We start from the raw sequence: 22,130 nt of genomic DNA, 5'->3' as shown, positions 1-22,130 counted from the left end.
AAACCGCGGCCTTTCCGCAGTAAAGGATATATAAAAGAAGGAGGTACTGATGAATGGAACAGAATACCCTATATACTGCAATCGGCCGTCTGGATCGGGAAACGAATGGCTGTGGCCGGTCCTGCCCGGTCATCCGCCTGGGCGGGCAAACTTACATGGTGGATATGCAGGAAATGGTCGTTTGGACTGCCCTAAACTGGCGAATTTCTAAACGAGAGGATATTTCCCTCCAGTGTGACAAGCTGGTGTCCTCTCAGGGAGATTGTATTTCCCGCTCTTGGGATGCCTGCGTAAATCGGCTGCTCACCCGAGGTCTGCTGGTATCTGGCTGTGGTGAAACGGAATACGATGCTCTGTATGATTTGTTGAGTTCTCTCGGCATTATTCCAGCCAGCGGATCAATGCTGATGAGGAGCATCTCATTTGTCAAACTGGTGGCAGGCCGCCGAGTCCCTATTCAACAGGCGCTAAAATTATTCCAAAAAGACCGGCGTACCGACTATGAGACCCGTGTTATGAGGCTGGCCCAGCAAGCTCTGCTGTCCACCGCCGAGATCATCAAGTGTGTAGAGCAGGATGTTGCCTATCTTCCCAATGAGCAGTTCTTGATGGAGGCCGTGTACGGCGACGACGAAACCACCTGCTATAATATCGCCGGCATAATGAAAAACAGCCGGAGCAGTCAGGCAGTAACGCTGGCCGTTGCCAACCTCTACCTGCGCCAGCAAATCATTTTTGAGAGGATTACCACATGAAGAATCAATGGAACCAATTCCCGTTCGTGCTACGGCGAAAGATTTTGTTGACCTTTTTGGCCGGGCTCGCAAGCATTGCCCTCAGCCTAATCATCTTCATTATTACCACAGACCATATCCTGCTGGTACTGGGCAGCATAATCTTTCTTGCCTCTCTGGTACTGGTTAGGAGCTTATGGAGCACCATCGCCCGGGGCCAGTATGAGATCGTAGAAGGCGTCTGCTCCAGCGTTGTCTCGCCTATGATGCGGCAGTATCGCAAGATCCAACTAATAGACGAACAAGGTGCGGAGCGCACTTTACTGTTAAGTAAGTCCGCCAAGTTCCAGATTGGCGCCCGGTATCGTTTTTACTTTCAAAGCAGCAACCACCCCACTGTTGGAAACGACTATCTGGACGCGGCTCTCTCCACCAACAGCTTCCTGGGATATGAGGCCCTTGGCGAGCCGGCTGTCCAAGAGGAACAGGCTAAGGAGAACGGCTAAACCTACGGCAAAATAGGAAAGGGATACGGTGCAGGCTACATAACCACAGCATCGTATCTCTTTTTCTTACTCCTCTATCCACTATTTTTACAAAGTTTGATTTGCTGCAGAAAAACGGGGGATTTTTCCTATTTAATAGGTAGAATCTAAAAAGGAGGGCTACCCCCATGTACAAACCACACACGATTGAGCAATACAAAATCCAACAGTTTCTGGATCATACCTTTGCTATGGAGCACTTTCTGGTCTCTCCATTATCCCGCTCCGCACTCATGCTGGAGGACAGATGCGGTGAGCGGATTGCCTTTTCCTTTTCAGACAACGAAGTGCGTGAAATCCCAATCCCTTCTGCGCCATCCCCGGACAAGGTGAAATCGTTCATCCGCAGCTTTCGGGCGCTTGGAGCTAAACCACATCTGCGCACCTTTGAAGATGTCACCCGCTGGTGGCTGAATCACCCGAATCCGCTGACCTACCAACAGGCTCTCGGTCTGCCGGATGAACTTTACCGCCGTTTTCTTTCCTCCACCCTGATTGAAGACGAAGACGCCCAGCGTCTGGCCGCATCAGGGCTTGTTTCGGAAGATGCTTACCAGGACATTCAGCTCTGGTATCTCAACGGCAACACTGCCGACTGCTGGCTCGGCCCCCTCGGTATAGATGGAACAGGCAATCTCTATGCGCTGACCTTCAACTATGGTACACCCCGGGCCAAGGAACTGAAATTCTACCTGTTGGACGATTACTACCGCCACATGAACCACATATTGTAACTCGCCGGGCTAAAATATCTATATATAGTATTATATCACTTGACAAACACAAGATACGGTGTTACACTTAACCTGTAATTGATTTTTGTGCGTTCCCCATGTGGGATACAGATGAAACATCTGTACCGCAAGGCCCAAAGCCCTGCATTGCACACGCAGTTAAGTTTGTATGCTGTATCAAGTGTCAGTGGTATTGCCACGCCCTTTTCGGGTTGGTATCCGCTGGCACTTTTTATATATAGATAGTAACGCCGATGGCGAAGAAAGGAGTGTTATGGCACAAATCTATGTATTTGGCCGAGTCATGCACGAGCTTACTCCCAAAGAGAGCCAGTCAAAGCAGCCGTATGTTTGTTTTGATTTGGTGGAACGCTCCGGAGGTGAACATCCGAACTTCTATCAAGTATGGGCCCGCGGCGACCAGGTTGCCCGGCTCACACGGCTCAAGGTCAAAAAGGGAAGCATGATCTGGCTCACTGGATCGCAGAAACTGGTGGATGTACGGCAAAAGGACGGGGCCACAGTCAAAAAGTTGAAAGTATGGCTGACGGACTTTGGCTTTCTTCCTGGGCAATCTTCCAGAGCAAAAGCGGAACATGAGCAGCATGACTCTGACGCGGCGGCAACCGCTCCAGCCCCCTCCGAGGTAATGGACGGCGACCGCGAATCCCTGCCGGAATAAAATCCGGCACTGCAAGAGGGACCGTATCAAGTTTTCAGAATGAACTGAAGCTTGGTGCGGTCCCTTTTTTTGTTTTCAAGCAAAACTTAAAAGGAAGGACGGTAACAACATGAGTAACGACAAAGGACTTTTGAGCGGCAGCATCACAATCCTGATCGGTGCTGTCATCGCTATCATGGCTTTGGTACGCGGACCCTGGCAAGCGTGGCTTCTGATAGGGGTATTTACCCTCTGGGGGCTTTGGGTCGTGCTGATCCTCCTGCTCCCCTATATGCAGCAGGCCAGGCGCCGCCGTCAGCGTCAGCAGAGGGAACGCCAGCTCCATGCCGAGGGTGTCGCGCAGAACACCTTTACGGTGCCGGAGCTTGAAGGGCCTGTACCAGACGATCTGCTGCTCCGCTATGCCAACCACCGGATTTTGACTTATCTGCGTTCCTCTTTTCCCAACGCCTGCTTTGAGTGGTGTGAAAAGAGACCGGCGGATTTGATCCGCAGCAACGGCACAGGGCGTATCCGCCTTTACAATGTGGAGGCGTTCGACCATGCGGACATCACCTTCGGCAAGGATGCGACGATCCGCTGTGACCTGCTCAAAATCGTCCCTCTGTCCAAAGCAGGGACAGAGCAGGAAGATCAGGCCGACATCCCACCCAACAAGCAGCCCATCGACCCGCGTATCTGGTACGAGAATAACGGGCGCACAGTGATGGAGACGCTGATTGCCGACCTGAACTCACGCGGCCACAGCAAACTCACACTGAAAGAGAACGGGGACATCTGCATCCAGCAGGGTGAAGAGCTTGTCCCGCAGGAACATCTTTCCAACTTTCCGGCAAAGGTCTACTGGCCTCGTCTGGTGGAAGTGTTTGAGAGCAACGGTCTGGCTGCTGAAACAACAGCGCAGGGCATCCAGGTCTCCTGGTGACCGCCATCGTCATGAGAAGGGAGTGAAATAACATGAAATCAGGGATCAGTCTTGTGGAAATGGCACAGGAAATCCAGCGGCAGAACGATTTGAAGGCCGATTATATGCTGGACACCCGGAGTCTCCGGTTGGAGCCTTTTGGTGGCGGGCTGTATCTCAACGCTTACGACCAATCCGGTGATTATGCCGTGGAGCCGCTGGAGGTCAACGCCATCGCACACAGGCAGATCGGAACGCACCTCAAGATCCCGGCAGCCTATTATGACAAGATGCTGGAGGAATACCCCGAGCTACTGGCGCAGAATGTGAATGCCTGGTTCCAGCGGGAGCCGGCTGTGCGTATGGTTCGCACCATAGACGGCACAGCGCGGGCGTTTCTCAGCAACCGCTACCGGCGTATAGACAACCTCGATATTGCCGGGATTGTCCTTCCAGTCCTTCAGGAGATGGAAGGGATGCACTTCGAGAGCTGCCAGCTCACCGACAGCCGTATGTACATCAAGGTTGTCAACACCCGCTTGGAGGCAGAGGTCGTACCCGGCGACATCGTGCAGTCCGGTATTATTATCAGCAATAGCGAGGTAGGCCTGGGCTCGGTGAGCATCCAGCCGCTGGTCTATCGTCTGGTATGCAGCAACGGTATGGTGGTAAACGACGCCCAGACGCGCCGCAACCATGTAGGCCGTGTCAATGAGGCTTCGGAGAACTACCAGCTGTATTCGGAAAAGACGCTGGAGGCCGATGACAAAGCCTTCGCCATGAAGATCCAGGACACGGTGCGGGCCGTAGTAGACGAGGTACGCTTTACCCGTGTGGTCAACATGATGCGGGAAGCCAAGGATGCCCCCATGAATACTGCCGCTGTCCCTGGCATTGTGAAGCTCGTAAGCAAGGATTTTCACATCACGGACGATGAAAGCTCCGGTGTGCTGCAGCGGTTGATTGAAGGCAACGATCTGACCTTATATGGTCTGTCCAACGCCGTAACGCGCCACAGCCAGGATGTTAAGGACTATGACCGGGCAACCGCGCTGGAAGGCATCGGCTACAACATTCTCTCCATGCCGGCACGGCAGTGGAGCCGAATTAACCAGATGGCCGCTTAAATGGCTGCCATCCATCAAAAAATTAACAGGAGGAATGAACTATGTACGAACAGAACACTTCTATGGTGGCCGCAAACGAGCAGAACAAATTCTTGCTTCCGGCGATGGTGGAGGGCGACTTCAGCCGCGATGAGATCGCAGAAGATGCGGATGGGCTTCAGATGATGAGCTTCCAGCGGGTGAAGATTCCCGCCGGCGGCGCCCTGCAGTTTGAAGTTCCCACGGAAGATCCCGACAATCCGGATTATACCCGGACGCTGGAGGGCATCATCCTCTACAACCACTCTGCCTATACTCTGTGGCCGGAAGGCAGCGAGTATGACGAAGACACCAAACCGCTCTGCTCCTCTGTAGATGGCAAAACAGGGATCGGCGTACCGGGAGGTGCGTGTGCTACCTGCCCCATGAATGCGTATGGATCGGCCAAGGATGGCGGCCGCGGCAAGGCGTGCAAGAATATGAGGCATCTCTATCTGCTGCGCAGTGGTGAATATATGCCTCTGCTGGTCTCCCTGCCGCCCACCAGCATCAGGCCGTTCAAGGAGTTCCTGAACAGGGCTTTTGTCTATCGCCAGCGTGCCACCTATGGCAGTCTGGTCCAGATCGGCCTCAAGAAAGATAGCAACGGCAGCAATGATTACAGCGTTGCAACTTTCCGCCTTTTGCGTGATTTCCAGGGGGAAGAGCTGGCCCAGATCCGCGCCTATGCCAATGTCTTCAAGGGGCAAATCAAAACTATCAACATTCAGCGGGCGCTGATCAATGAGGAACAGCGGGCCAACGATTGCGACTATGAGATCCCGGAATCTGCCACTGCGGCCCCGGGTCCGGATGGAAGCTATGTGGTCGGCGAGATCAACGGCGACTATGAACAGTTGCCGGCGTAACTGTTTTTGTTGCGGCAATGCCGCATGATACATCATCAAGGGACACCTCCGGCGTAAGTCGGAGGTATCCCTTTTTTATTTAGAACGGAGGAAAATTTATGTTGTGTGAAGTACCGTTGACAAAGGAGCAGCAGGATTTTGCCGCTGAACACCATGGCCTGGTCTATAAATTTCTCAATGACAACCATCTTCCAGAGAATGAATTCTATGATGTGGTTATTTTCCCGTATTTGAAGGCTGTGCAGGACTACTGTAATAGCGCATCTGCACAAAAGTATTCTTTTAGCACTATTGCGATTCGACAAATGAAATTTCGCTTATACGATTATTTCCGTACACAGGCGCGCCGCAAGCGTAATACAGAAGTCATCAGCATCCATCTGGGCCTATACTCGGATGGCGTTCCGCTGGAAGAGGTGCTGCCGGGTCAGGACCGTCTCATGCAGGAATTTGAAATGCAGCAGATGCTCCATGATCTGGCTTCCCATATTTCTGAACAACAGATGAAAATTGTCCGCATGAAGGGTTACGGCTATGGCATTAAGGAGATTTCCAGCCACGAAAAAATACCGATGAAGCGCATCCAGGAACTTCTTGAGGAGGTCCATACTGTGTTTTTGAGGTTATGCCGCGAGTAGCCCTCTATCTACCACAAACAGAATGGAGGTCGAAGTATATGACGAAATCAAAAAAATCTATTGTGATGCGCGGAGCACTTCTGCGTCCGCTGGTGATTGGGCAGGGCGCACTTCTTCATGCAGGTGGTAAGATCTATCATACCTCCCGTGTGGTAGCCATCCACGATCAGTCGGATGATATGGTACGCTTTGAAACGCTTAACTCCAATTACTGCCTCTCAATGGCCCCTTTTCCGCTGGCGGCCTGCAACCCGCTCCCGATGGTGAGCCTGGCCGCGTGCGCGTAAAGCGGTTGTAAGAAGATACCGGGACAACAGAGCTTGTCCTATATGTTTTGGGCCGTGACGGATTTTCCGCCACGGCCTTTTTTCGGAGGATTGTCATGGATGATCAAAAAACAATGGTAGTTTCAGTTCACGCCAAAGACTGTGTGGACTATCAGTGCCGCAGATGCGGTCAATGCTGCCGCCATATCAAAGATGCTGTGATGGTGGAGAGCATGGACGCCTACCGGTTGGCAAACTATTTGCGTGGCTGTGATCCCAACATCTGCACCATAGACGATGTGTTGACCCGATACTGCAAGCCTATGCCGCTGACCCAAGAGTGCTTTCCCATCTTCATGCTGAAAACCACGGGGCCGGACGATTCCTGTATTTTCCTGAAGGATGGATTATGCAGCATCTACGAGGCACGCCCACGGACCTGCCGGCTCTATCCCTTTTCTGTAGGACCCGGCGAGCGGGGCCGTGATTTTGAATACTGCCTCTGCTTTGACCACAATCAGCAGTACCATTTCAACGGCGGAAAGGTTTCCGTCAAAGACTGGTTTTATCGCAATTTCCCCAGAATGGAGAAAGAGTATTTGAAACAGGAATATGCCGCTATCACGGAAATCGGTAAGCGGATGCGCTCGATCTCTCCGGAACTATGCAAACAGATGACCTTCCAAGTGCTGTTTTACCGATATTATAACTTCGATTTGGATCAGCCGTTCCTTGAGCAATACGCGCAGAACACCCGTCTGCTGTTAGAAAAGCTTCGGCAATTCGAGGTGGAAAGGTAGGGTGCTGTGATGATGTATGCCTTGGAGCACCTGACCCGTCAAGGGCCAGGGCCTCAGTGGAAGCAATATGCTGTTTGTGCGAATAAAGACCTTTTAGAACGGATTTGCCGCAGTCAGCCCCGCCCGGATGAATGGCGTGTCAGGCTGTCTGTACAGCGGATGAAAAAGGAGGCCGCATAGTATGAAAAACCACTATCAGGAGTTACGGGATCGCCAGCAGGAAGAGGTCAACGCCTTTCCCATGTTTTTTGCGTTCGATCAACGGCAGTTCGCAGAGGGAATGCGCCGGCTCGGCCTGCGCCCTTCCGACATGAATCAGGTGTATGCTATCGCTGGCACCGGTGGATTTTACCGCAAAAGCGATGCGCCGAAGCTACATGAAATGTTTGCCCGGCACCGCAAGGAGCTTGATGAGGCCATTGCCGCTGATAAAGCTGGAGATAATTTCATTTATGAAATGTTCCTGACTGAACTTTCCAACCACGAATACGGCTATACCGGCGATGTTCAAGACACGCTTGATGCCCTGGGTATCACTCCCCAATACATGGAGGCCATGCCTCAGCTGAAAGCTGGTTTGGACTTGGCCTGCCAAAAAGTAATGCAGAATGACTGTTTTTAAGGAGGCCATGTGATGGAGCAGCAACACTATTTCCCACCGCTTCATGGCGCTGTGGATTGTGAAAAATGCGAGGTGCGGGATTGCTGGTGCCGGGGAAAATTCCAACGGAATCGGCGCAATATGCCCCACACATCTGGAAGGTGCCCCAGGCTGCCTGATCTCTGCGGTTTTGTAGAAAAGGAAGAACGCGAGCTGTATAAAGCGACTTTTATGCTCGTTCATGCAGAGTATGGCGTCGGCGGTCTGCATTTGACGCTCACGATTCCCGGTCACAAGAGAAATCGGAAGGTCTACCAGACCAAAAGCGGGTACTGGTACTGCAACCTGACCAGCGAGAAGGGGTGTCCAGAACGGCAGGTGTTGAATTTGGAGGGCTACCAGTCCAAAGAAGATATTCTGCGGCACATGAAAAGCCTTCGGACCGACTACTGCATTCTTCGCTGCAGTATGGAAGGTTTCACTGTCTAAACTGTACCAAACCACATAAATGGAGGATACCCATGAGTAAGCTGACCAAAAGAGAAATTCAGCTCCATGATCAGGCGGTTTGTCTCCTGCAGAAAGAACACCTTTCCCACGAAGATAAGCTTTTTATCTTTGAAAATTTCCGGGAAGACGCGGAGCACATCAATAGCAAGTCCGGTGCATTTTTTACTCCTTTTGGACTTGCCAACGATTTTACTCTCCAGATTCCGTGCCTATACGGAAAGACGATCAGAATTATCGACCTGTGTGCTGGAATCGGCGTACTGAGCTATGCGGCACAGCTGGAATGCAGTGACCGCAGCCGCTGCTATGCCGATATTACCTGTGTAGAACTGAATCCGCACTATGTTGAGGTTGGTAAAAAAGTTGTGCCAGAGGCCACATGGATATGCGCGGATGTTCTTGATCCCTTTCTGCCTGACCTCTTGGGCCAATTTGACTTCGCGATTGCAAATCCGCCGTTTGGCCGAATTGCAAACAATTACCGCAAAAGCTACATGAGCGGCGAATTTGAATACATGGTAATAGAGGCGGCCTCCCGTATTGCAAAGGAAGGTGCGTTCATAATACCGCAAATGAGCGCGCCATTCGTATATAGCGGAACGGAAGACCATCGCTGGCTTCAGGAAGGGCGTGCCAGAACATTTGAAAAAAGGACTGGGATTTTATTGGAGTTTAACCAAGGGATCGACACGGCCTACTATAAAAATGACTGGCATTGCACCGCGCCAATATGCGAAATCGTATGTTGTGACTTTGCAGGGACAGATACCTCTGCCGCCTAAAGGAGCAGGCGGTTTGTCCTCATGAACAACCAAGAAGCCGGTCCCTGTTCTGGGGCCTCACATAAACCGCTACAGGCCCGAAGGCACTGGCGGTTTTTCTCTATATGGAGGTGACGAATTTTGAATTTGCACGAAACAGAATATGGCCGCAGATTTTTTAATTCCCAGCTGCCCAGTCTCATCAAGGCTCTGGAACGAATCGCCGAAAGTCTGTCTGCGCCCAAGCAGTCCTTATCAGCCGATTTTGTCGCTGACCCTGATTTTCTTCATGATCTCTACTATGGAGATTATGAGCCGAGCGTGTTCAAAACACAAAGCGAGCACCAGAAGCAGCTTAACCATAATGCTTCAATGGCAGAGGAACTCCTGCGCCAGAAAATGGGCAATTCCCCGGAAGCCATAGCCGCCTTGGAAGCGTACCAGCTTGCCGCCGGTGAGTGCAGCAGCATTGTGGCCGAGCAGGCTTTTGAGTCCGGTTTTCAGACCGCAGTACAAATGCTGGTAGCTGGGCTTATACCGCCTGAAAACAAATTTGCCGCTGAAGTTCCCCTTACCACGCAAGAGCTCCGGAAGATGGACGGGGAACAAGTATTTTGTCTTGACATGAATGAGGAGGTCAGGGTTGTGGCCCGCAAAAAAGGATTCATTCAAGTCACTAATGACAAAGAGATCCATCTCATAACAGGCTTGACCTTATACCGGCATCGGCCAAGTTGGTGCCAATAAAATTTTAAGAAATGCAATGGAGGACACAATATGAAACTTTCTGAAGACGAAGCAAAGAGATTTCTTGAGCGTCTTTGCCCTCTGCAGGAGACGGAACAGCAGCTTCTCTGCCCGCGGTGCGGCCGCAACGAATTATACTCCGGGCTGTATTTTTTCCTGAACAGTTTGAGCAGATACGCTCATGTATATATCTGCGAAAAGTGCTGGATGGATGAGGCTCTGCGGGAAATAGACGGCAATCCAGTTCCCCTGACCAGTTGGAACGCAGTTCTTCCTTTTGTTTTGAGAGGCGAGATTCCTCCATCGGACAGCTCCTGCCAAGACACCAATGCGTCTGCTGGCCCCGCGCAAACCGGAGAGATTCACAATAGCAGTCAGACTGTGTAAAACAAGGTCTGACCAGTCGTGAAAATTATGAGGCATTGAAAACTATGAAATATGGGGACTATCATCTGCCCAGTGGAGTAGACTTCTCTTCTATCACATACGAGGATATTCGCTGGCAATACGGCGTATTCCGCTGTAACAGCACGGGCTCCGGCCGGGATAAAAAGCATTTGCCGTGGGACGGTGTAAAAACCAATCTTGGAGAGATTGAAGAAAAGGATTGGTGCAGGCTGGCGGATGCTGTCATCGAACGCGATGGGGAGACACATCTGCTAAAGCATCTGATCCAATGGTGCAGCGAACACAATTATATCGGGGCATCAGCCGCTGAACTGCGAAAAGAAGCCCTTCAGCTACACATTGATCGGGTTTTCGACAATCCGCAATGGGGCGGCTACCTTCCTTTCAATAAGAGATACCGTCCAGAAGTCTGGCGAGCCGCTCATATCGTATATGTGCGGAACGAATGCTGCCATAAGATTTCCCCCGTTACACAAGAGCAGATCGACCATGCGTACAACGGGACAATCCCCTGCCCACACTGCGGAAGATGGAGTGAATTCATCGTTTTGGGAATCCGGCTTCAGCCGGAGCCACTGGTTCCCTGCTTGAATTGTGATTGTCATGATCCTGATATGGGCTGTACCATGCCCAGCATTGATAAGAGTTACGCCTGCCCTTTGGTAAGCTGTGATGATGAGCAAACGGAGGTGCTGGATGAGTAGGTATCTGAAACCGCGGGACCATGGTTATTTGATGGAGGCGGCAGCCTGTACAAAGGTGCTGGAAGATCTGCGCCGCATAGAAGCAAAATATGCCCGGACGGTGGAGAAAGAATGCTCTGTCCGGCAGGCTGAATTTGAGAAAGTGATGCAATACCACAGCGAGCGGGAACTCCAGGATGACTTCGGATGGGGTTTCATCACCGAGGCTCAATACGACCGGTACCGGCTTCTTTTTCAGCAGGGGCAGGCTGCCATGGAGCAGCTGCCGCCGACAAAGAGCGAACTGGCTCTGCGCCTGGTGCGCCGCATCATGGCGGATATTGACGCAGATCGCCGGGAGGGGGAGTTTTCTGCACTCTCCCCGGAAGATCAGCAAGCGGAACGGGCACGGGCCGAGCAGTCGCAGAAAGAGTGGAAGCGAAAAATCGCGGAGCTGAAACGGAAGCGCGGTATCATCGAGGCCGGCGAGGACATGGAGGAAGGGTGATCACCATTTCGCGTACAGTCTATCAAGGAGGATATGGATGATGAAAATCTTCAAAAGCCAAAAGCCTGCAGTTTGCGGTACTGCCAAGCGGCCCATCCGCCGTTGGCTGCTGCCGCCTAAAAAGCAGCAGGCATATCGCTTTTATTCCACTGCTCATTTTCATGTTTACGAGCGGTGCCGTCATTTTCGACGCGGATAATAAAGGCACATTTATTGATGAATCAAGGGGACTTGCTTTTCCCCTTCAAGGGAGGAATGGACTATGATTTATAAGAAACCGGATGAGAAATTCTCACATGAGAACATCACCTACACAGTAGGCAGCCGCGTCCTCGCCAATGAAGCGAGTGAGTACAGCGGGCTCTTCGGGCGCATCCTTGAAATTCGCACGGATGATGACCGGGAAACTGAAAATGATACGCCGGACATCTATTGTGAATTTGACCCGCCGTGCCTTTCCGCTGCCCGCCGCGCACTGGAGCAGACTTTTTCTGAACTCTATGGTGCGCCAAAGCGTGTGGAGGATTTAGGGCTGGAACTGGTCATCATGGCGCCTGAAATGTTGACGCCTCTGGCCGTTCCCGAGCAGGCGTATCCCCAAGGTACGCTTTATGTCGTCGTCTCGCATTGGGCCACTGACGGGGAATTTGGCTCTTATGAGGCTCCGTTCACTAATTTAATGGATGCCCAGCGGCAATTTCATGACGATCTGAAAAACGAACTGGAGAGCGGCTGCATTGAGAAATGGCGTGAAAAGAGTCAGTTTGCAGAGGAAGAAACCGCAGAAAGCTATGAGTGCTATCTGGATGGGGAATACTGCGAAAACCACTTTTACCTCTCCATTGAAAAACGGCCTCTGCCGCTGGCTCCTGAATTTATACGCACCGTGGCGGCAGCCTATGAAGATGAGTGCGCACGGGAGGATTTTCTTGATAAAGCTCAAGCTTTGCCGGAGTATCTGGCTCTGACAGAAGATCAGAAAAAACAACTGCTGCACAATGCGGACATCAAAGGGCGCATCAGCCACTACCTGGATCTCTGCGATACCTATTGGGAGTGTTACTGGGATGCAGTATCCAAGGCCGCACAGGATATTTTACAGGAGGATCAGCAGGCATCCCCACAAAAGTAATTTCTGTTGTGAAATGGAGGAAAACTATGGACGAAAAAGAATTACGCAAGGCACTTGAAATTCATTTGGATACCCTTCGGAGAAATCTGGAAGTTGTATCGCTGGAAGTGCTGAAAACAAAGTACCAAAAACCTTATGAAGAACTGCGGGGGCAAATCTGCAAAGCAGCCACCGAATACACCCGTCATGTAGCTCTATGTGATATTCGTATCCGGCGCAGCCTGTTTAACGAGGCCAAAACCTACATTGATGCAGCGATTCAGCAAACACAGTGCCTGAAAAAGATTTCCGAGGCTGCTTTTCAGCGGCAGGATATGGATGAAATTGCAGCCCTGGCCCATACCTTACGAGAGGAAATTGAAAAATCTCTTCACTATTTCTATCTCGATCACATGTGCCTGCTCGTTACCCGCGAGTGCATCGACGATCCCAATAAGGTCCCGGAGATTTACAACAAGGCAACTTCTTGTGTTTGGCGCGATGGTGCGTGGCTGTTAATGGAAGATACCGAAACGGCCATTTTACTTTCCGCTCCCATCATCAACGAGCTGCCTCCCGCAGAAGCTGCCGCATAGATGATACAGCACTCCCTCAAAGACGATTGGTTCCCGTGGCCTTCTTCAATTAAGCATCCTACTCGTTGCATTTGCACATGATATGTAGTATAATTGTAGTGCAAGGAGGTCGATTATATGGATACCAATATGACATTTAGAATAGATAGTCAGGTCAAAGCGCAAATGGCCGCCATCTGCGAGCAGCTGGGCATATCCACATCCACCGCATTCAACATTTTTGCAAATGCCTTTGTCCGCAATAATGGAATGCCGTTTCCCTTAACTCTTAACACACCATCTGCAGAAATTTCAAGGGAGCAGATGTTGGCGGATACCGATGCGGTTTTAAGTTCTTTCGCTGATGACTATAAGAGGATGGCGGAATGATTTGGGTGACGGTTGAAGATGTTATCGCCGTCCATAGCAGGATCATCAAAGCTTCAGGTGGGTTGGACGGTATTCGGGACCGAAATAGTCTGGAAGCCGCAGTCAATGCTCCGTTGCAAACCTTTGCCGGTTTTGATCTTTTTGAAACGGACCTTGCGAAAATAGCCAGAATAGGGTTTGGACTGGCCTCCAATCATGCCTTTCTTGATGGTAACAAACGGATTGGCGCAATGATGACGCAGTTGCTGCTGAAATGGAACGGCTATGTTCTTGAACTGAAGCCCGGCGAACTTGCGGATATGTTTATCTCTATTGCAAATGGCAGTGCGGGAGAACACGAGCTGCAAGCATGGATCATTCAGCACCTAAAAGATTTTTCTGATTGATCTGCCAGTATTGTATCATTGATACTTTCAATGTTGCTCCACAGAAATAAAACTCTACACTTTTTCTTATTTGACAAATGCCTTGCTATTTGGCAAGGGACACTATCACAAAGGGATCGACAAACAGCGCATTTGCTGTTTGCCGGTCCCTTGTTTTTTAGGAGGATTTTTTGATGAAACTAAAACATCCCACGCATGATCCGAAACCCATGGACGCCCTCTCCTACTACCTGCAAGTGCAGCGGGAGTATGCCCTCGCTCGTGAAGGGTATCTCAGGATTGATGAAGCCGATGATACTTACAATGACTTAAACCGCAAAATCATCAATGCCTACCGTGAACGCTATGGTACCGCCTATTTAGGCCGTATCAACTACAGTGGGAACCAGAGACAGCGGATTGCTGATGGTACTGAAAGCGTCTTTGAAGCCTATACCGGGCAGCCGCTCTATAACTTTTGCTGTGATTTCTGTGTATCAGCTCCAGACCGTACACTGGAAGAATTGATTCGGCACTGGAATAATGCAGATGTTCCCCTCTCCGAAAAGAAAGTTGATGCCATTATGGACCGTATTCAGGTATTATGCGGCCAGACTTTCATCTGGTATTAACAGAAAGGGCGGGAAGCGATGAACTATATCGTCTATGGGAAGAAAATTGGAGCCCGCTGTTATGGCGCTATAAATTTGCATGAAGGAAAAGTTGGAGTCGGCCTGGTTTATGCTACGCTGATCCCAGATTGTGGCCGCGCCAAAATGTATGCTGACAAGCTGGCTGAGATGGTGCCCGGTTTTATCTTCCAAGTTCGCGGCGCCGGCACTCGCAAGGTCTACTATGAAAAGGCCGGCAAGCCGGAGGAATCGGTATGAGCGCCGGGGAGCCTTCTTTTCTTCTCTGGCTCCGGGAGGTCGTTCAGCCGCAAGCAGACCCCCGTTCCGGGAATGCCGCGGCGCTGGATGATTTCTCGCCGGATGGAATGCGGGAATATTGCTATCCCAAGGAGTTTACGGTGTCCGGCGACGCCTATATGTGGTCGGTTTCAAGCGCCCACACAAAAGGGCGGCATCTCTGCACCCACTACGAAATTTGGTTTTTCGGGCCAGCGTTTGGCTCTGGTCAGAGAATCGCCACCGGCAGTCCTACCAAAGCCAAAATACGGTGCGGTCTAAGAAAAATCTATGATTATTACTACGGAGGGAACTCGAATGAAAACGATCCAGCTCACTTTTCTGTTTGAAGACACAGGCTTCTGCAAGGATGTGTTCCAATCTGTAAACCAGCCCTATTACTACTGCAACCGTGATACAGTTGATGGCACATGGTACACTTCTACCCCGGATGATTATCAAAATGATTGCCGCATCCGAAAGGATGTTATCATCGAGATCATCTCGGATGGGCAGGTGATCGCTCTGGATGGAAACGGGGACTTCGAGGGAAAAAAGCCATTCATCCCCTTCTATACCTTTAGGGAACAACTGGCACAAGCGTTCTTGAATAAACACCCGGGGGTCCACAGTTATGAAGATATGAAACAAAAGCTTCTGTTCCTGCCGAGCGGGGAGCCTTACTCTGACCCGAGCAGCTGTCAGGATAACTGGATTTTTGCCCTTGATTTTGGGAATGAAACCGAACAGGTCCTGGAATCTGCCGACTGGATGGGTCGGGAGTATCACATTCTTGCCGTCCAGTACACGCACAAACCCACTGGCTTTGTATTTACAAATTATCGTTTTCGGGCGGCAGTCCTCCAGCCGAATGCCTCCAGCCATGACCTTTTGCTTTATGATTGGCACGAGGACCGTTGAAGGAGGATCGTTTATGGGAGTATTGCTGATCCGAGAATTGAATGTTGATGGCTGCGGCGACTTTGCTGATGTACTGGTCCAAACTGACCAGCCGGTAACGCCAGAGCAGATGAAAGAGCTGCACCACGAGCTGACACGCCTTAACAACGAACAGGAGTGCCCAGATACGGATGATGTGGTGGAAGAAGCCGTGAAAAACACTTTGGGCGAGACGGCCCGGTGTATCGGCTATGCCCTGCTGGAATATGGCGGGGCCGGCCGTCACTGCGATGAAAATTTTCATTGACTGCCTTCGCCGAGTTATCGACAAGCATCTACATCAAATCAAAAAGGAGAATCACCATGAATATATTACATGACAAATCTTCTGTCAAAAGTTCCAGCGCAAAATGGATTGACCGGGGTTATGCCCGGGAAGATGTCCATTCGCTTAGACTCCAATATGTCTACACCCCAGAGCAGCGGGAGGCAAACCGTCAGATTTGCGATGACGGCCCTGACGAGGCGCACCGCAGGATCAAACGGGCAGCTGAGTCAAAAAACGCTGTGATGGCCTCTGTCATGGCGGCCATTGCCAGGGAGTTTATCTGCTATCAGTATGAATCCGAAGATCCGGCGCCTTATGGAAGTTCCCGTTGGGAATTGTTTTTCTGGTGCAACGACTTCAGCAATACACTTCACGGCTATGGGTTGTCCGGGCGTGACTATTCGTATTTCACACTGTCCTTTAATTTAGCCCAAACCGTCGAACAGCGGGCGGCAGTCTGCGGGCGTGTCCTGCAGTTTTTAGAAACCCGCTTTCATTCAAACCCTAATCTTGAGGTTGCGGTGCAGTACACCACATGGTACGACAAAGGAAAGATCAAAGCGGACGCCAAAAAGGTGCAACATCTTCTGGATGGCCGCCAGTACACCTATGGCACCAAGGAAGGCAAATTTGTTGTGGAGAACGGTCAGCTTCTCTTCCACCCCAAGTATGCCAAAAAATATAACTACCGTGTGGACGATTCTGATATTCTCGCTATATGCTGGGAACTGGATCTGACGCCAAACATCAGTACAGCTCCGGCCCAAAGGCCAATGCCGGCCATGGGTAGGCAAGGGCCTATTACCTTCCCTTATGAAAAGTACGGCTCCACACATCCCATACAGCTAAAGGTATCTGCCTATATGGACGGCAACCTGGCGATTGCCATGCACACATGGGAAAATGGCTATGCGGAGCCCTGGGCCTCTCTGACGGTCAATCTGGACGGGGAACGGGGGAAAGACTGCGCGTTCATCGATACCAATGGCGATGCCGATTTCCCGGTCTGGCTGATCCGCCACGGATTGGCTATCCCTACCGGGGCAACGCAGCGCAGTGGTTACTGTGAGTATCCAGAGTACCGCTTCCGGGCAGACCGCCTGCGTGAACTGGACCCGGAGGGGTACGCTGAATATCTATCGTTGCAGGAAGGGAGGCGCAGCGCATGAAGTACAAGGAAGTCTATTTGGCGCTAAACCAACGCAAATTAGATGCTCCAGGCTTCCACTACTCTGATTACAGCGGGTGGAAGGCTGCCAATCAGTCTTATATGACCCGCCAGCGCCCGCTCTGGATTGTGGCAGAAGACCCGGCTGCTGGCAGACGGATGTGGATCTGCCACGACGGCTCTGCGTTGAGTGTCACCATCTGCAAAATGAATTCAGAAGGGCATAACTGTGGCGTCAGTCATCGCCTCCCCTGCAAAAACCGCACAGAACTGGCTGCAACTCTGCGAACTCTTTTTTCGATGAGCGAATCTGTTGCATAGATTGAACAATTTATGAAGCAGGGGGAAGACCTCGATATAATTTTGAACATAAATTCAAAATCAGGAGACATTACCATGAAAATCAAATTATACCCCAAAGAATTACTGGAAGCCGCTTGGAAGCAAGACAAAAAGCTTTATGCTCATGGCGATGCAGCGGCCCCTCCCAAATGCCTGCGGTGTGGCTCTCCTCTGGCAGCCCACCTGATGGTCAATGCCCTCAGCCGCTATGCGGATGTGCAGATCTGTGAAGCCTGCGGCATGGATGAGGCCCTTCGGGATGCCGCCCATACGCCCCTGCCCCTTGCGGAGTGGGATGCCGTCAAGTCTGGACATCTGAAGAAAAGCGCAGAAAAGTCCACCTGTTATCTGGTGCAGAACTGCACTTTTTCAGAAGTGTTCAAGCACACCTACAAGCCTCCAATGCAGCTCATCGAACGCCCTGTCAGCGAACTTGCTTATTCCCGTTCGGATTACGATGGATACCGCTGGTGGACAACCTGGCACAATGAGAGCGGCAAAAAGACGCCGCCAGAGCTGGTAAAAGAAATCGATGAGTTTCAAAATGCCCTATTCAAGTTGCCGGCCTTTAAGACGCTGGAAACCATGAAACGCTTCTGCCGATATGCCGGGACTACCAGTGATCCGACTGAATTTAACCTCTATTCTGAAACGGCACATTTGTACATCCGGATTCGGCTGATCACTCGGTTTCGGGATTACAACGCCTATATCTACTACTATGATAAGGCTGCCGCTGGAGAGGAGCAATAAAATTGCAATAAGCATTTTGCAGAGATTCTTTTCGGAGCGATCTGGTAAAAAGGAAATCGTGGTAGGATAAGTTTTACCGCAGTGTGGCCTCACCTTTTCGGGTGAGGCCCACAGGTTATGTCGGAATAAGCGCACAGCAGCATCCAACTACTACTGTGCGCTTGTTTTTTTCCTCTTAGTACATCCTGTTTGAATCCACGGGAAAGGCCCCGAGATCAAAAGGTCTCGGAGCCTTTCTCATAAATTCAAATTCGGAACAGTTTGATGGCTCGCATCAATGTAATGCACTGCTCCTGGTATAGATCCTCATCCAGCCGGCCGTCAATTACAGAATATTTGAGCAGTAAGGGCCGATACATATTCAAAATATCGGTAATTGACTCCAGATCACCTTCCTTTGCCTGAAACAACAGTTGTTCAAATATCATGTTTTTCCACCCCCTCAATACTTTTTCTCAACTTTTGAACAGCACGGTAATAGACTGTGGCTGCACCTTTATAAGTCAGGCCCAGTCTTACACCAATCAAGTCAAAAGGGCAGTTGTCCAAAACATGCGCCAGGAACACATACCGCTCGCGTTCATTCAACCGCTTGAGGGCATAGAAGAGCGCATTACTTTCGATCACATCCCATAGAGGAAGGTGCTCTGTAACCTCTTGTTCCAAAGTCTGTCCTGTGGTATAGGTTGTATCGGTCAGTATTTCACTGTTGCTGTATTGGTTGAGCATGTTCAGGTAATCGCGCCGTGTGCGTTTTACTGCCTGGATTAAGTAACCTGTAAATCTGATTTGTAGTTCTTCCTCTATCTGTCCATTATTTCGATACCGCATGGTCTTGTCCTCCAAATCGTTCAAGAATTTTTGGGAATCTTGAACATTTGGAGGGGACCGGCACCGAACTAATGGGCGTCTTTGTGTTCTATATAAAACAACACAGCCGGCCACGCACCACAAAGGTGAGCAATCGGCTGTGTGATACACATAAAGAAGTCCGTCACGACTTCCGACGCCCGCAGGAGGAGGCTTGTCGCTTGTCTTGTGATGTTCCCGCCCTGTCCTCCGAAAAGGGCGGCAGAAGAACCATATTCGATAGTAAACTGTGTGTCGAAATGTAAGCAGATGGGCGACGAACCTTTTTATGTGCATGGGTTTCAAATTCTCCATGCGCATTTGGCTCCTTGCCATCTGAACCGCACTTTGCACACGAACCTGCATTGTCCATTAGAGCGGGCAGCAGGTCTGCCAATGATCCAGGTTCAGTAATTTGATTTTTTTGTAGAATTTTGTCGGGAATTAAAAGAAAAGGCGGCCTCATTCATTTAAGAATAAGACCGCCTAACGCAACTTGAAATTCCCTCTGCTATTTCGATTTTTAGTTTTCATACACATTCCTCCCGTTTTTCAAAGTCGCCTATATGGTTAGAATTTATCTCCATTGTATTCGGTAAATCTGACCAAATTCTGACTGAGTTTTCACTTTTTCCATTTTAATTCCAATTTTCAACATGGCAAAAGGGAGCAACCTTCATTGATCAACAAAGGCCGCTCCCTTTTACTTCTACTTCTCAAAGCGATAACCGTATCCGTGTACCGTTTGAATCGCATTGATATTTAGTTTTTTCCGTATCTTGTAGATCCTGCTGGTAACGCTTTCAGGGCCAGAGGCAAAATCATCGGACATCGCATATCGGTAAAGCTGTTCCCGGGTAAAGGTCCAGCCAGGATGTAAGGCCAGACAGTATAAGATATTGAACTCCATTGTGGTCAACTCCACAAATTGTTCATTTATATAGACCCTGCGTTCATTGGGGTCAATACGCAAATTCCCATATTGCAGTACAGCTACCCCCGTCAACAGCTTCACCTCCCGCGACTATTTCTTTTTGTCCATACTTTGCTTTAGATGCCGAAAGCTATTCTCGCTAATCACATGCTCCATGCAGCAGGCCTCCTGTTCGGCGGTTTTGGGCTCTACACCGGCTTCCACCAGCAGGCGAGTGAAGAAGCAATGTTTCTCGTAGGTCTGCTCCGCTACTTCGCGGCCTATATCGGTCAAGCGGAGGAAGAAATCCTCATCCATGGTGAGGAAGCCACCCGCCTTCAAGGTAGCTACCGCATGGCACACGCTGGGCTTAGACACCTCCATATACCGGGCCACATCCACAGAGCGTACCATGCCTTTCTTTTTCTGGAGTACCAACACAGCCTCCAGATAGTCCTCGCCGGAAGCGTGCAGTTTTTTATCAGGAAGCATTGACCGCACCTGTTTCTTGCTCGTGGGAGAAGAAAGTCCGCAAGAGCTCTACAGCTTTCCCATCCATCGGCCGATGCCACAGCACCTTGCTTCCCTGAATGAACAACAGATAGGTGCAGCATTTGTAAATAAGCTCGGGGTCATGTGTAATCAGAAACAGGCTCTTTCCCATCTCTTTCAGGCGGTTTAAGTTGTCCGATACCTCCAGCATATGCCGGTAATCCAATCCGCTGGTAGGCTCGTCGAATATCAAGAGCTTTTTGTCTGATGCTATTGCACTGCCAATCGCCACCCTCTGTTTTTCTCCGCCGGACAGGGACATGGGATGCAGCTTTACCTTGTCCAACAGATCCAAACTGTCCAGAATCTCACTGGCGTGGGCCGTGTCCGCTTTCTCGTCCTCGATGTCCATACTGAGCAGCAGTTCATCCAGCACATCTTCCGTGAACAACTGGTGGTTTACATCCTGCATGACCATGTAGGAAATGTGCCTGCGCTGCTTTGCGTCATAGGAGGCCCCATCCATTTCAAGCACACCTTTCGCCTTCTTATCCAGACCGCACAGACACCGGGCGAAGGTAGATTTTCCCGCGCCGTTGTTTCCGATAATGCCGATGATCTCCCCTTGGGGCAGGATCAGGTCTGGAATATCCACATTGAGGGGGCCGTGCTTTTCATAGGAGAACTGGAACCCCTTGATATGTAATTGCGGGGCGGAAGGCTTGGGCAAGGCCTCTGGAGGCAGGTGGAATGGGTCCAGTGCCCGTAGCCCCATTCCCTGTAATTCATCAGGCAGTAATTTTTGAAACTCTGCTTTGGTAAACTCCTGCGTAATACTTCCGTGCGTCATGTAGAGAATTCGATCTGCGTAGGGAACGAGATAATAAAGCCGGTGTTCCGCGACGATCACGGTCTTTTTCTCAGACTGCCAGTGCCGGATCACGCCAATTAAATCTTCGATGGTGGCAATATCCAGGTTGGAGGATGGCTCGTCCAATACAAAGATGTCCGGGTGGATTGCGTCGGCAGAGGCGCAGGCGATTTTCTGCTTTTCTCCACCGGACAGAGCAAACAAGCTCCGATTCAGCAGTTTTTCCAGCTTGAGGCTGTGGACAGTCTCCTCCAGACGCTCCCGCATCTCTGGGACCGGCAGGGCCATGTTTTCACACCCGAAAACGATCTCGCTGGTCGTATCTACATTGTAGAATTGCGTCCTTGGGTTTTGGAATACAGACCCTACCCGTTGACCGATTTGATAAAGAGGATAGTCTTTTAACTCTTTCCCATCTAAAAGGACTTGCCCGGTCAGCTTCCCGCCGTAATAATGCGGGATCAGGCCGTTGATCAGCCGGGTCAGCGTCGTCTTGCCGCAGCCGGACTCTCCGCAGAGCAGGATGGTTTCGCCATCCTGGATTGTCAGATTGATATGGTTCAGGTTATTTTGGGTTTCTCCGCTCTCATAAGTAAAGGAAACATCTTTCAATTCGATCACGGTATCACC

At 50.5% G+C, this 22,130-nt stretch carries 35 protein-coding genes; 30 read left to right on the top strand and 5 right to left on the bottom strand.

Annotated elements, in window-relative coordinates; genetic code table 11:
* Positions 1 to 53 precede the first annotated feature (53 nt).
* The 30 genes from BLA28_RS07205 to BLA28_RS07065 all read left to right on the top strand — a co-directional run bounded on the left by BLA28_RS07205 (position 54) and on the right by BLA28_RS07065 (position 18,375).
* The gene (locus BLA28_RS07205; protein ID WP_071698946.1) at positions 54 to 755 is read left to right on the top strand and encodes a hypothetical protein; all 702 of its coding nucleotides are present in this window, start codon (positions 54 to 56) and stop codon (positions 753 to 755) included.
* Positions 752 to 1,240, top strand: coding sequence for a hypothetical protein (locus tag BLA28_RS07200; protein WP_009258039.1), 489 nt, complete (start codon positions 752 to 754; stop codon positions 1,238 to 1,240). Before BLA28_RS07205 ends, BLA28_RS07200 begins: the two co-directional genes overlap by 4 nt.
* Positions 1,241 to 1,407: 167 nt before the next feature.
* On the top strand, positions 1,408 to 2,013 hold the full coding sequence (locus BLA28_RS07195) for a hypothetical protein (protein WP_009258038.1): 606 nt from the start codon (positions 1,408 to 1,410) through the stop codon (positions 2,011 to 2,013).
* A gap of 274 nt (positions 2,014 to 2,287) precedes the next feature.
* A complete protein-coding gene (locus tag BLA28_RS07190) occupies positions 2,288 to 2,695 on the top strand; it encodes a single-stranded DNA-binding protein (protein WP_009258037.1) in 408 nt (135 codons plus the stop codon).
* Between the two features lie 109 nt (positions 2,696 to 2,804).
* Positions 2,805 to 3,620: a hypothetical protein gene (locus BLA28_RS07185; protein WP_009258036.1), complete on the top strand. Its 816-nt coding sequence runs from the start codon at positions 2,805 to 2,807 to the stop codon at positions 3,618 to 3,620.
* A 32-nt stretch (positions 3,621 to 3,652) separates the two neighbouring features.
* A complete protein-coding gene (locus BLA28_RS07180) occupies positions 3,653 to 4,726 on the top strand; it encodes a DUF932 domain-containing protein (protein ID WP_009258035.1) in 1,074 nt (357 codons plus the stop codon).
* A gap of 41 nt (positions 4,727 to 4,767) precedes the next feature.
* Entirely contained in the window at positions 4,768 to 5,613 is an 846-nt protein-coding gene (locus BLA28_RS07175) for a hypothetical protein (protein WP_009258034.1), read from the top strand.
* A gap of 98 nt (positions 5,614 to 5,711) precedes the next feature.
* Positions 5,712 to 6,251, top strand: a complete 540-nt coding sequence (locus tag BLA28_RS07170) for a sigma-70 RNA polymerase sigma factor region 4 domain-containing protein (protein ID WP_009258033.1) — start codon at positions 5,712 to 5,714, stop codon at positions 6,249 to 6,251.
* A gap of 65 nt (positions 6,252 to 6,316) precedes the next feature.
* Positions 6,317 to 6,538 (top strand): hypothetical protein, encoded by a 222-nt coding sequence (locus BLA28_RS07165; protein ID WP_242955414.1) that lies wholly within the window; start codon positions 6,317 to 6,319, stop codon positions 6,536 to 6,538.
* A gap of 95 nt (positions 6,539 to 6,633) precedes the next feature.
* Positions 6,634 to 7,317 carry a YkgJ family cysteine cluster protein gene (locus tag BLA28_RS07160; protein WP_071698945.1) on the top strand — a complete coding sequence of 228 codons (684 nt, stop codon included), beginning with the start codon at positions 6,634 to 6,636 and terminating at the stop codon, positions 7,315 to 7,317.
* A gap of 181 nt (positions 7,318 to 7,498) precedes the next feature.
* Complete coding sequence (locus BLA28_RS07155; protein WP_009258030.1) at positions 7,499 to 7,939, top strand: DUF7659 family protein; 441 nt, start codon at positions 7,499 to 7,501, stop codon at positions 7,937 to 7,939.
* 12 nt (positions 7,940 to 7,951) lie between these two features.
* Positions 7,952 to 8,407, top strand: a complete 456-nt coding sequence (locus tag BLA28_RS07150; RefSeq protein ID WP_009258029.1) for a hypothetical protein — start codon at positions 7,952 to 7,954, stop codon at positions 8,405 to 8,407.
* Positions 8,408 to 8,439: 32 nt separating this feature from the next.
* The gene (locus BLA28_RS07145) at positions 8,440 to 9,210 is read left to right on the top strand and encodes a methyltransferase (protein ID WP_009258028.1); all 771 of its coding nucleotides are present in this window, start codon (positions 8,440 to 8,442) and stop codon (positions 9,208 to 9,210) included.
* Positions 9,211 to 9,330: 120 nt separating this feature from the next.
* Complete coding sequence (locus BLA28_RS07140) at positions 9,331 to 9,936, top strand: DUF6809 family protein (protein WP_058722736.1); 606 nt, start codon at positions 9,331 to 9,333, stop codon at positions 9,934 to 9,936.
* Between the two features lie 30 nt (positions 9,937 to 9,966).
* Positions 9,967 to 10,323 carry a hypothetical protein gene (locus tag BLA28_RS07135; RefSeq protein ID WP_058722735.1) on the top strand — a complete coding sequence of 119 codons (357 nt, stop codon included), beginning with the start codon at positions 9,967 to 9,969 and terminating at the stop codon, positions 10,321 to 10,323.
* 44 nt (positions 10,324 to 10,367) lie between these two features.
* Positions 10,368 to 11,048, top strand: a complete 681-nt coding sequence (locus BLA28_RS07130) for a hypothetical protein (RefSeq protein WP_071698944.1) — start codon at positions 10,368 to 10,370, stop codon at positions 11,046 to 11,048.
* Positions 11,041 to 11,535, top strand: a complete 495-nt coding sequence (locus tag BLA28_RS07125; RefSeq protein WP_071698943.1) for an adenylosuccinate lyase — start codon at positions 11,041 to 11,043, stop codon at positions 11,533 to 11,535. The genes BLA28_RS07130 and BLA28_RS07125 overlap by 8 nt, the downstream gene beginning before the upstream one ends.
* Before the next feature lie 37 nt (positions 11,536 to 11,572).
* Positions 11,573 to 11,734, top strand: coding sequence for a hypothetical protein (locus BLA28_RS33660; RefSeq protein WP_157838658.1), 162 nt, complete (start codon positions 11,573 to 11,575; stop codon positions 11,732 to 11,734).
* Between the two features lie 63 nt (positions 11,735 to 11,797).
* Positions 11,798 to 12,667 (top strand): hypothetical protein, encoded by an 870-nt coding sequence (locus tag BLA28_RS07120; protein ID WP_071698942.1) that lies wholly within the window; start codon positions 11,798 to 11,800, stop codon positions 12,665 to 12,667.
* Positions 12,668 to 12,693: 26 nt separating this feature from the next.
* Positions 12,694 to 13,242, top strand: a complete 549-nt coding sequence (locus BLA28_RS07115) for a decarboxylase (protein WP_071698941.1) — start codon at positions 12,694 to 12,696, stop codon at positions 13,240 to 13,242.
* Between the two features lie 117 nt (positions 13,243 to 13,359).
* Complete coding sequence (locus BLA28_RS07110; protein ID WP_009258021.1) at positions 13,360 to 13,611, top strand: type II toxin-antitoxin system RelB/DinJ family antitoxin; 252 nt, start codon at positions 13,360 to 13,362, stop codon at positions 13,609 to 13,611.
* Positions 13,608 to 13,997: a type II toxin-antitoxin system death-on-curing family toxin gene (locus BLA28_RS07105; protein ID WP_009258020.1), complete on the top strand. Its 390-nt coding sequence runs from the start codon at positions 13,608 to 13,610 to the stop codon at positions 13,995 to 13,997. Before BLA28_RS07110 ends, BLA28_RS07105 begins: the two co-directional genes overlap by 4 nt.
* Before the next feature lie 173 nt (positions 13,998 to 14,170).
* Positions 14,171 to 14,608: a hypothetical protein gene (locus BLA28_RS07100; protein ID WP_058722730.1), complete on the top strand. Its 438-nt coding sequence runs from the start codon at positions 14,171 to 14,173 to the stop codon at positions 14,606 to 14,608.
* Positions 14,609 to 14,626: 18 nt separating this feature from the next.
* Positions 14,627 to 14,866 carry a hypothetical protein gene (locus tag BLA28_RS07095; RefSeq protein WP_058722729.1) on the top strand — a complete coding sequence of 80 codons (240 nt, stop codon included), beginning with the start codon at positions 14,627 to 14,629 and terminating at the stop codon, positions 14,864 to 14,866.
* Complete coding sequence (locus BLA28_RS07090; protein ID WP_071698940.1) at positions 14,863 to 15,234, top strand: hypothetical protein; 372 nt, start codon at positions 14,863 to 14,865, stop codon at positions 15,232 to 15,234. The genes BLA28_RS07095 and BLA28_RS07090 overlap by 4 nt, the downstream gene beginning before the upstream one ends.
* Entirely contained in the window at positions 15,203 to 15,805 is a 603-nt protein-coding gene (locus BLA28_RS07085; RefSeq protein WP_058722728.1) for a hypothetical protein, read from the top strand. The genes BLA28_RS07090 and BLA28_RS07085 overlap by 32 nt, the downstream gene beginning before the upstream one ends.
* Positions 15,806 to 15,818: 13 nt before the next feature.
* Positions 15,819 to 16,091 carry a hypothetical protein gene (locus BLA28_RS07080; RefSeq protein ID WP_058722727.1) on the top strand — a complete coding sequence of 91 codons (273 nt, stop codon included), beginning with the start codon at positions 15,819 to 15,821 and terminating at the stop codon, positions 16,089 to 16,091.
* Between the two features lie 56 nt (positions 16,092 to 16,147).
* The gene (locus BLA28_RS07075) at positions 16,148 to 17,281 is read left to right on the top strand and encodes a DUF4313 domain-containing protein (protein WP_071698939.1); all 1,134 of its coding nucleotides are present in this window, start codon (positions 16,148 to 16,150) and stop codon (positions 17,279 to 17,281) included.
* On the top strand, positions 17,278 to 17,601 hold the full coding sequence (locus BLA28_RS07070) for a hypothetical protein (RefSeq protein ID WP_071698938.1): 324 nt from the start codon (positions 17,278 to 17,280) through the stop codon (positions 17,599 to 17,601). The genes BLA28_RS07075 and BLA28_RS07070 overlap by 4 nt, the downstream gene beginning before the upstream one ends.
* Positions 17,602 to 17,676: 75 nt before the next feature.
* Positions 17,677 to 18,375 (top strand): hypothetical protein, encoded by a 699-nt coding sequence (locus BLA28_RS07065; RefSeq protein ID WP_176833109.1) that lies wholly within the window; start codon positions 17,677 to 17,679, stop codon positions 18,373 to 18,375.
* Positions 18,376 to 18,620: 245 nt separating this feature from the next.
* Here the strand turns inward: BLA28_RS07065 and BLA28_RS07060 are convergent, their stop codons facing one another.
* The 5 genes from BLA28_RS07060 to BLA28_RS07040 all read right to left on the bottom strand — a co-directional run bounded on the left by BLA28_RS07060 (position 18,621) and on the right by BLA28_RS07040 (position 22,121).
* Positions 18,621 to 18,803 carry a helix-turn-helix domain-containing protein gene (locus BLA28_RS07060; protein ID WP_009258011.1) on the bottom strand — a complete coding sequence of 61 codons (183 nt, stop codon included), beginning with the start codon at positions 18,801 to 18,803 and terminating at the stop codon, positions 18,621 to 18,623.
* On the bottom strand, positions 18,793 to 19,206 hold the full coding sequence (locus tag BLA28_RS07055) for a sigma-70 RNA polymerase sigma factor region 4 domain-containing protein (protein ID WP_071698937.1): 414 nt from the start codon (positions 19,204 to 19,206) through the stop codon (positions 18,793 to 18,795). The genes BLA28_RS07060 and BLA28_RS07055 overlap by 11 nt, the downstream gene beginning before the upstream one ends.
* Before the next feature lie 727 nt (positions 19,207 to 19,933).
* Complete coding sequence (locus BLA28_RS07050) at positions 19,934 to 20,239, bottom strand: winged helix-turn-helix domain-containing protein (protein WP_058722726.1); 306 nt, start codon at positions 20,237 to 20,239, stop codon at positions 19,934 to 19,936.
* A gap of 9 nt (positions 20,240 to 20,248) precedes the next feature.
* Positions 20,249 to 20,629 (bottom strand): metal-dependent transcriptional regulator, encoded by a 381-nt coding sequence (locus BLA28_RS07045; protein ID WP_058722725.1) that lies wholly within the window; start codon positions 20,627 to 20,629, stop codon positions 20,249 to 20,251.
* A complete protein-coding gene (locus BLA28_RS07040; RefSeq protein ID WP_071698936.1) occupies positions 20,619 to 22,121 on the bottom strand; it encodes an ABC transporter ATP-binding protein in 1,503 nt (500 codons plus the stop codon). Before BLA28_RS07040 ends, BLA28_RS07045 begins: the two co-directional genes overlap by 11 nt.
* Positions 22,122 to 22,130: the final 9 nt, after the last annotated feature.

Origin of the sequence: Eisenbergiella tayi, from assembly GCF_001881565.1 — a bacterium.
GTDB classification, from domain to species: domain Bacteria; phylum Bacillota; class Clostridia; order Lachnospirales; family Lachnospiraceae; genus Eisenbergiella; species Eisenbergiella tayi.
The sequence above is the reverse complement of the archived record's forward strand: the minus strand, read 5'-3'. Positions and strand labels throughout refer to the sequence as shown.

Excerpts from the sequence above, each read along its gene's own strand:
- BLA28_RS07180 (WP_009258035.1), top strand. The coding sequence starts at position 3,653 with ATGAAATCAGGGATCAGTCTTGTGGAAATGGCACAGGAAATCCAGCGG.
- BLA28_RS33660 (WP_157838658.1), top strand. The coding sequence starts at position 11,573 with ATGATGAAAATCTTCAAAAGCCAAAAGCCTGCAGTTTGCGGTACTGCC.
- BLA28_RS07185 (WP_009258036.1), top strand. The coding sequence starts at position 2,805 with ATGAGTAACGACAAAGGACTTTTGAGCGGCAGCATCACAATCCTGATC.
- BLA28_RS07055 (WP_071698937.1), bottom strand. The coding sequence starts at position 19,206 with ATGCGGTATCGAAATAATGGACAGATAGAGGAAGAACTACAAATCAGA.
- BLA28_RS07195 (WP_009258038.1), top strand. The coding sequence starts at position 1,408 with ATGTACAAACCACACACGATTGAGCAATACAAAATCCAACAGTTTCTG.
- BLA28_RS07150 (WP_009258029.1), top strand. The coding sequence starts at position 7,952 with ATGGAGCAGCAACACTATTTCCCACCGCTTCATGGCGCTGTGGATTGT.
- BLA28_RS07125 (WP_071698943.1), top strand. The coding sequence starts at position 11,041 with ATGAGTAGGTATCTGAAACCGCGGGACCATGGTTATTTGATGGAGGCG.
- BLA28_RS07170 (WP_009258033.1), top strand. The coding sequence starts at position 5,712 with ATGTTGTGTGAAGTACCGTTGACAAAGGAGCAGCAGGATTTTGCCGCT.
- BLA28_RS07205 (WP_071698946.1), top strand. The coding sequence starts at position 54 with ATGGAACAGAATACCCTATATACTGCAATCGGCCGTCTGGATCGGGAA.
- BLA28_RS07130 (WP_071698944.1), top strand. The coding sequence starts at position 10,368 with ATGAAATATGGGGACTATCATCTGCCCAGTGGAGTAGACTTCTCTTCT.
- BLA28_RS07200 (WP_009258039.1), top strand. The coding sequence starts at position 752 with ATGAAGAATCAATGGAACCAATTCCCGTTCGTGCTACGGCGAAAGATT.
- BLA28_RS07175 (WP_009258034.1), top strand. The coding sequence starts at position 4,768 with ATGTACGAACAGAACACTTCTATGGTGGCCGCAAACGAGCAGAACAAA.
- BLA28_RS07080 (WP_058722727.1), top strand. The coding sequence starts at position 15,819 with ATGGGAGTATTGCTGATCCGAGAATTGAATGTTGATGGCTGCGGCGAC.
- BLA28_RS07165 (WP_242955414.1), top strand. The coding sequence starts at position 6,317 with ATGCGCGGAGCACTTCTGCGTCCGCTGGTGATTGGGCAGGGCGCACTT.
- BLA28_RS07090 (WP_071698940.1), top strand. The coding sequence starts at position 14,863 with ATGAGCGCCGGGGAGCCTTCTTTTCTTCTCTGGCTCCGGGAGGTCGTT.
- BLA28_RS07115 (WP_071698941.1), top strand. The coding sequence starts at position 12,694 with ATGGACGAAAAAGAATTACGCAAGGCACTTGAAATTCATTTGGATACC.
- BLA28_RS07105 (WP_009258020.1), top strand. The coding sequence starts at position 13,608 with ATGATTTGGGTGACGGTTGAAGATGTTATCGCCGTCCATAGCAGGATC.
- BLA28_RS07155 (WP_009258030.1), top strand. The coding sequence starts at position 7,499 with ATGAAAAACCACTATCAGGAGTTACGGGATCGCCAGCAGGAAGAGGTC.
- BLA28_RS07060 (WP_009258011.1), bottom strand. The coding sequence starts at position 18,803 with ATGATATTTGAACAACTGTTGTTTCAGGCAAAGGAAGGTGATCTGGAG.
- BLA28_RS07045 (WP_058722725.1), bottom strand. The coding sequence starts at position 20,629 with ATGCTTCCTGATAAAAAACTGCACGCTTCCGGCGAGGACTATCTGGAG.
- BLA28_RS07100 (WP_058722730.1), top strand. The coding sequence starts at position 14,171 with ATGAAACTAAAACATCCCACGCATGATCCGAAACCCATGGACGCCCTC.
- BLA28_RS07065 (WP_176833109.1), top strand. The coding sequence starts at position 17,677 with ATGAAAATCAAATTATACCCCAAAGAATTACTGGAAGCCGCTTGGAAG.
- BLA28_RS07110 (WP_009258021.1), top strand. The coding sequence starts at position 13,360 with ATGGATACCAATATGACATTTAGAATAGATAGTCAGGTCAAAGCGCAA.
- BLA28_RS07190 (WP_009258037.1), top strand. The coding sequence starts at position 2,288 with ATGGCACAAATCTATGTATTTGGCCGAGTCATGCACGAGCTTACTCCC.
- BLA28_RS07075 (WP_071698939.1), top strand. The coding sequence starts at position 16,148 with ATGAATATATTACATGACAAATCTTCTGTCAAAAGTTCCAGCGCAAAA.
- BLA28_RS07135 (WP_058722735.1), top strand. The coding sequence starts at position 9,967 with ATGAAACTTTCTGAAGACGAAGCAAAGAGATTTCTTGAGCGTCTTTGC.
- BLA28_RS07095 (WP_058722729.1), top strand. The coding sequence starts at position 14,627 with ATGAACTATATCGTCTATGGGAAGAAAATTGGAGCCCGCTGTTATGGC.
- BLA28_RS07070 (WP_071698938.1), top strand. The coding sequence starts at position 17,278 with ATGAAGTACAAGGAAGTCTATTTGGCGCTAAACCAACGCAAATTAGAT.
- BLA28_RS07160 (WP_071698945.1), top strand. The coding sequence starts at position 6,634 with ATGGATGATCAAAAAACAATGGTAGTTTCAGTTCACGCCAAAGACTGT.
- BLA28_RS07085 (WP_058722728.1), top strand. The coding sequence starts at position 15,203 with ATGAAAACGATCCAGCTCACTTTTCTGTTTGAAGACACAGGCTTCTGC.
- BLA28_RS07120 (WP_071698942.1), top strand. The coding sequence starts at position 11,798 with ATGATTTATAAGAAACCGGATGAGAAATTCTCACATGAGAACATCACC.
- BLA28_RS07145 (WP_009258028.1), top strand. The coding sequence starts at position 8,440 with ATGAGTAAGCTGACCAAAAGAGAAATTCAGCTCCATGATCAGGCGGTT.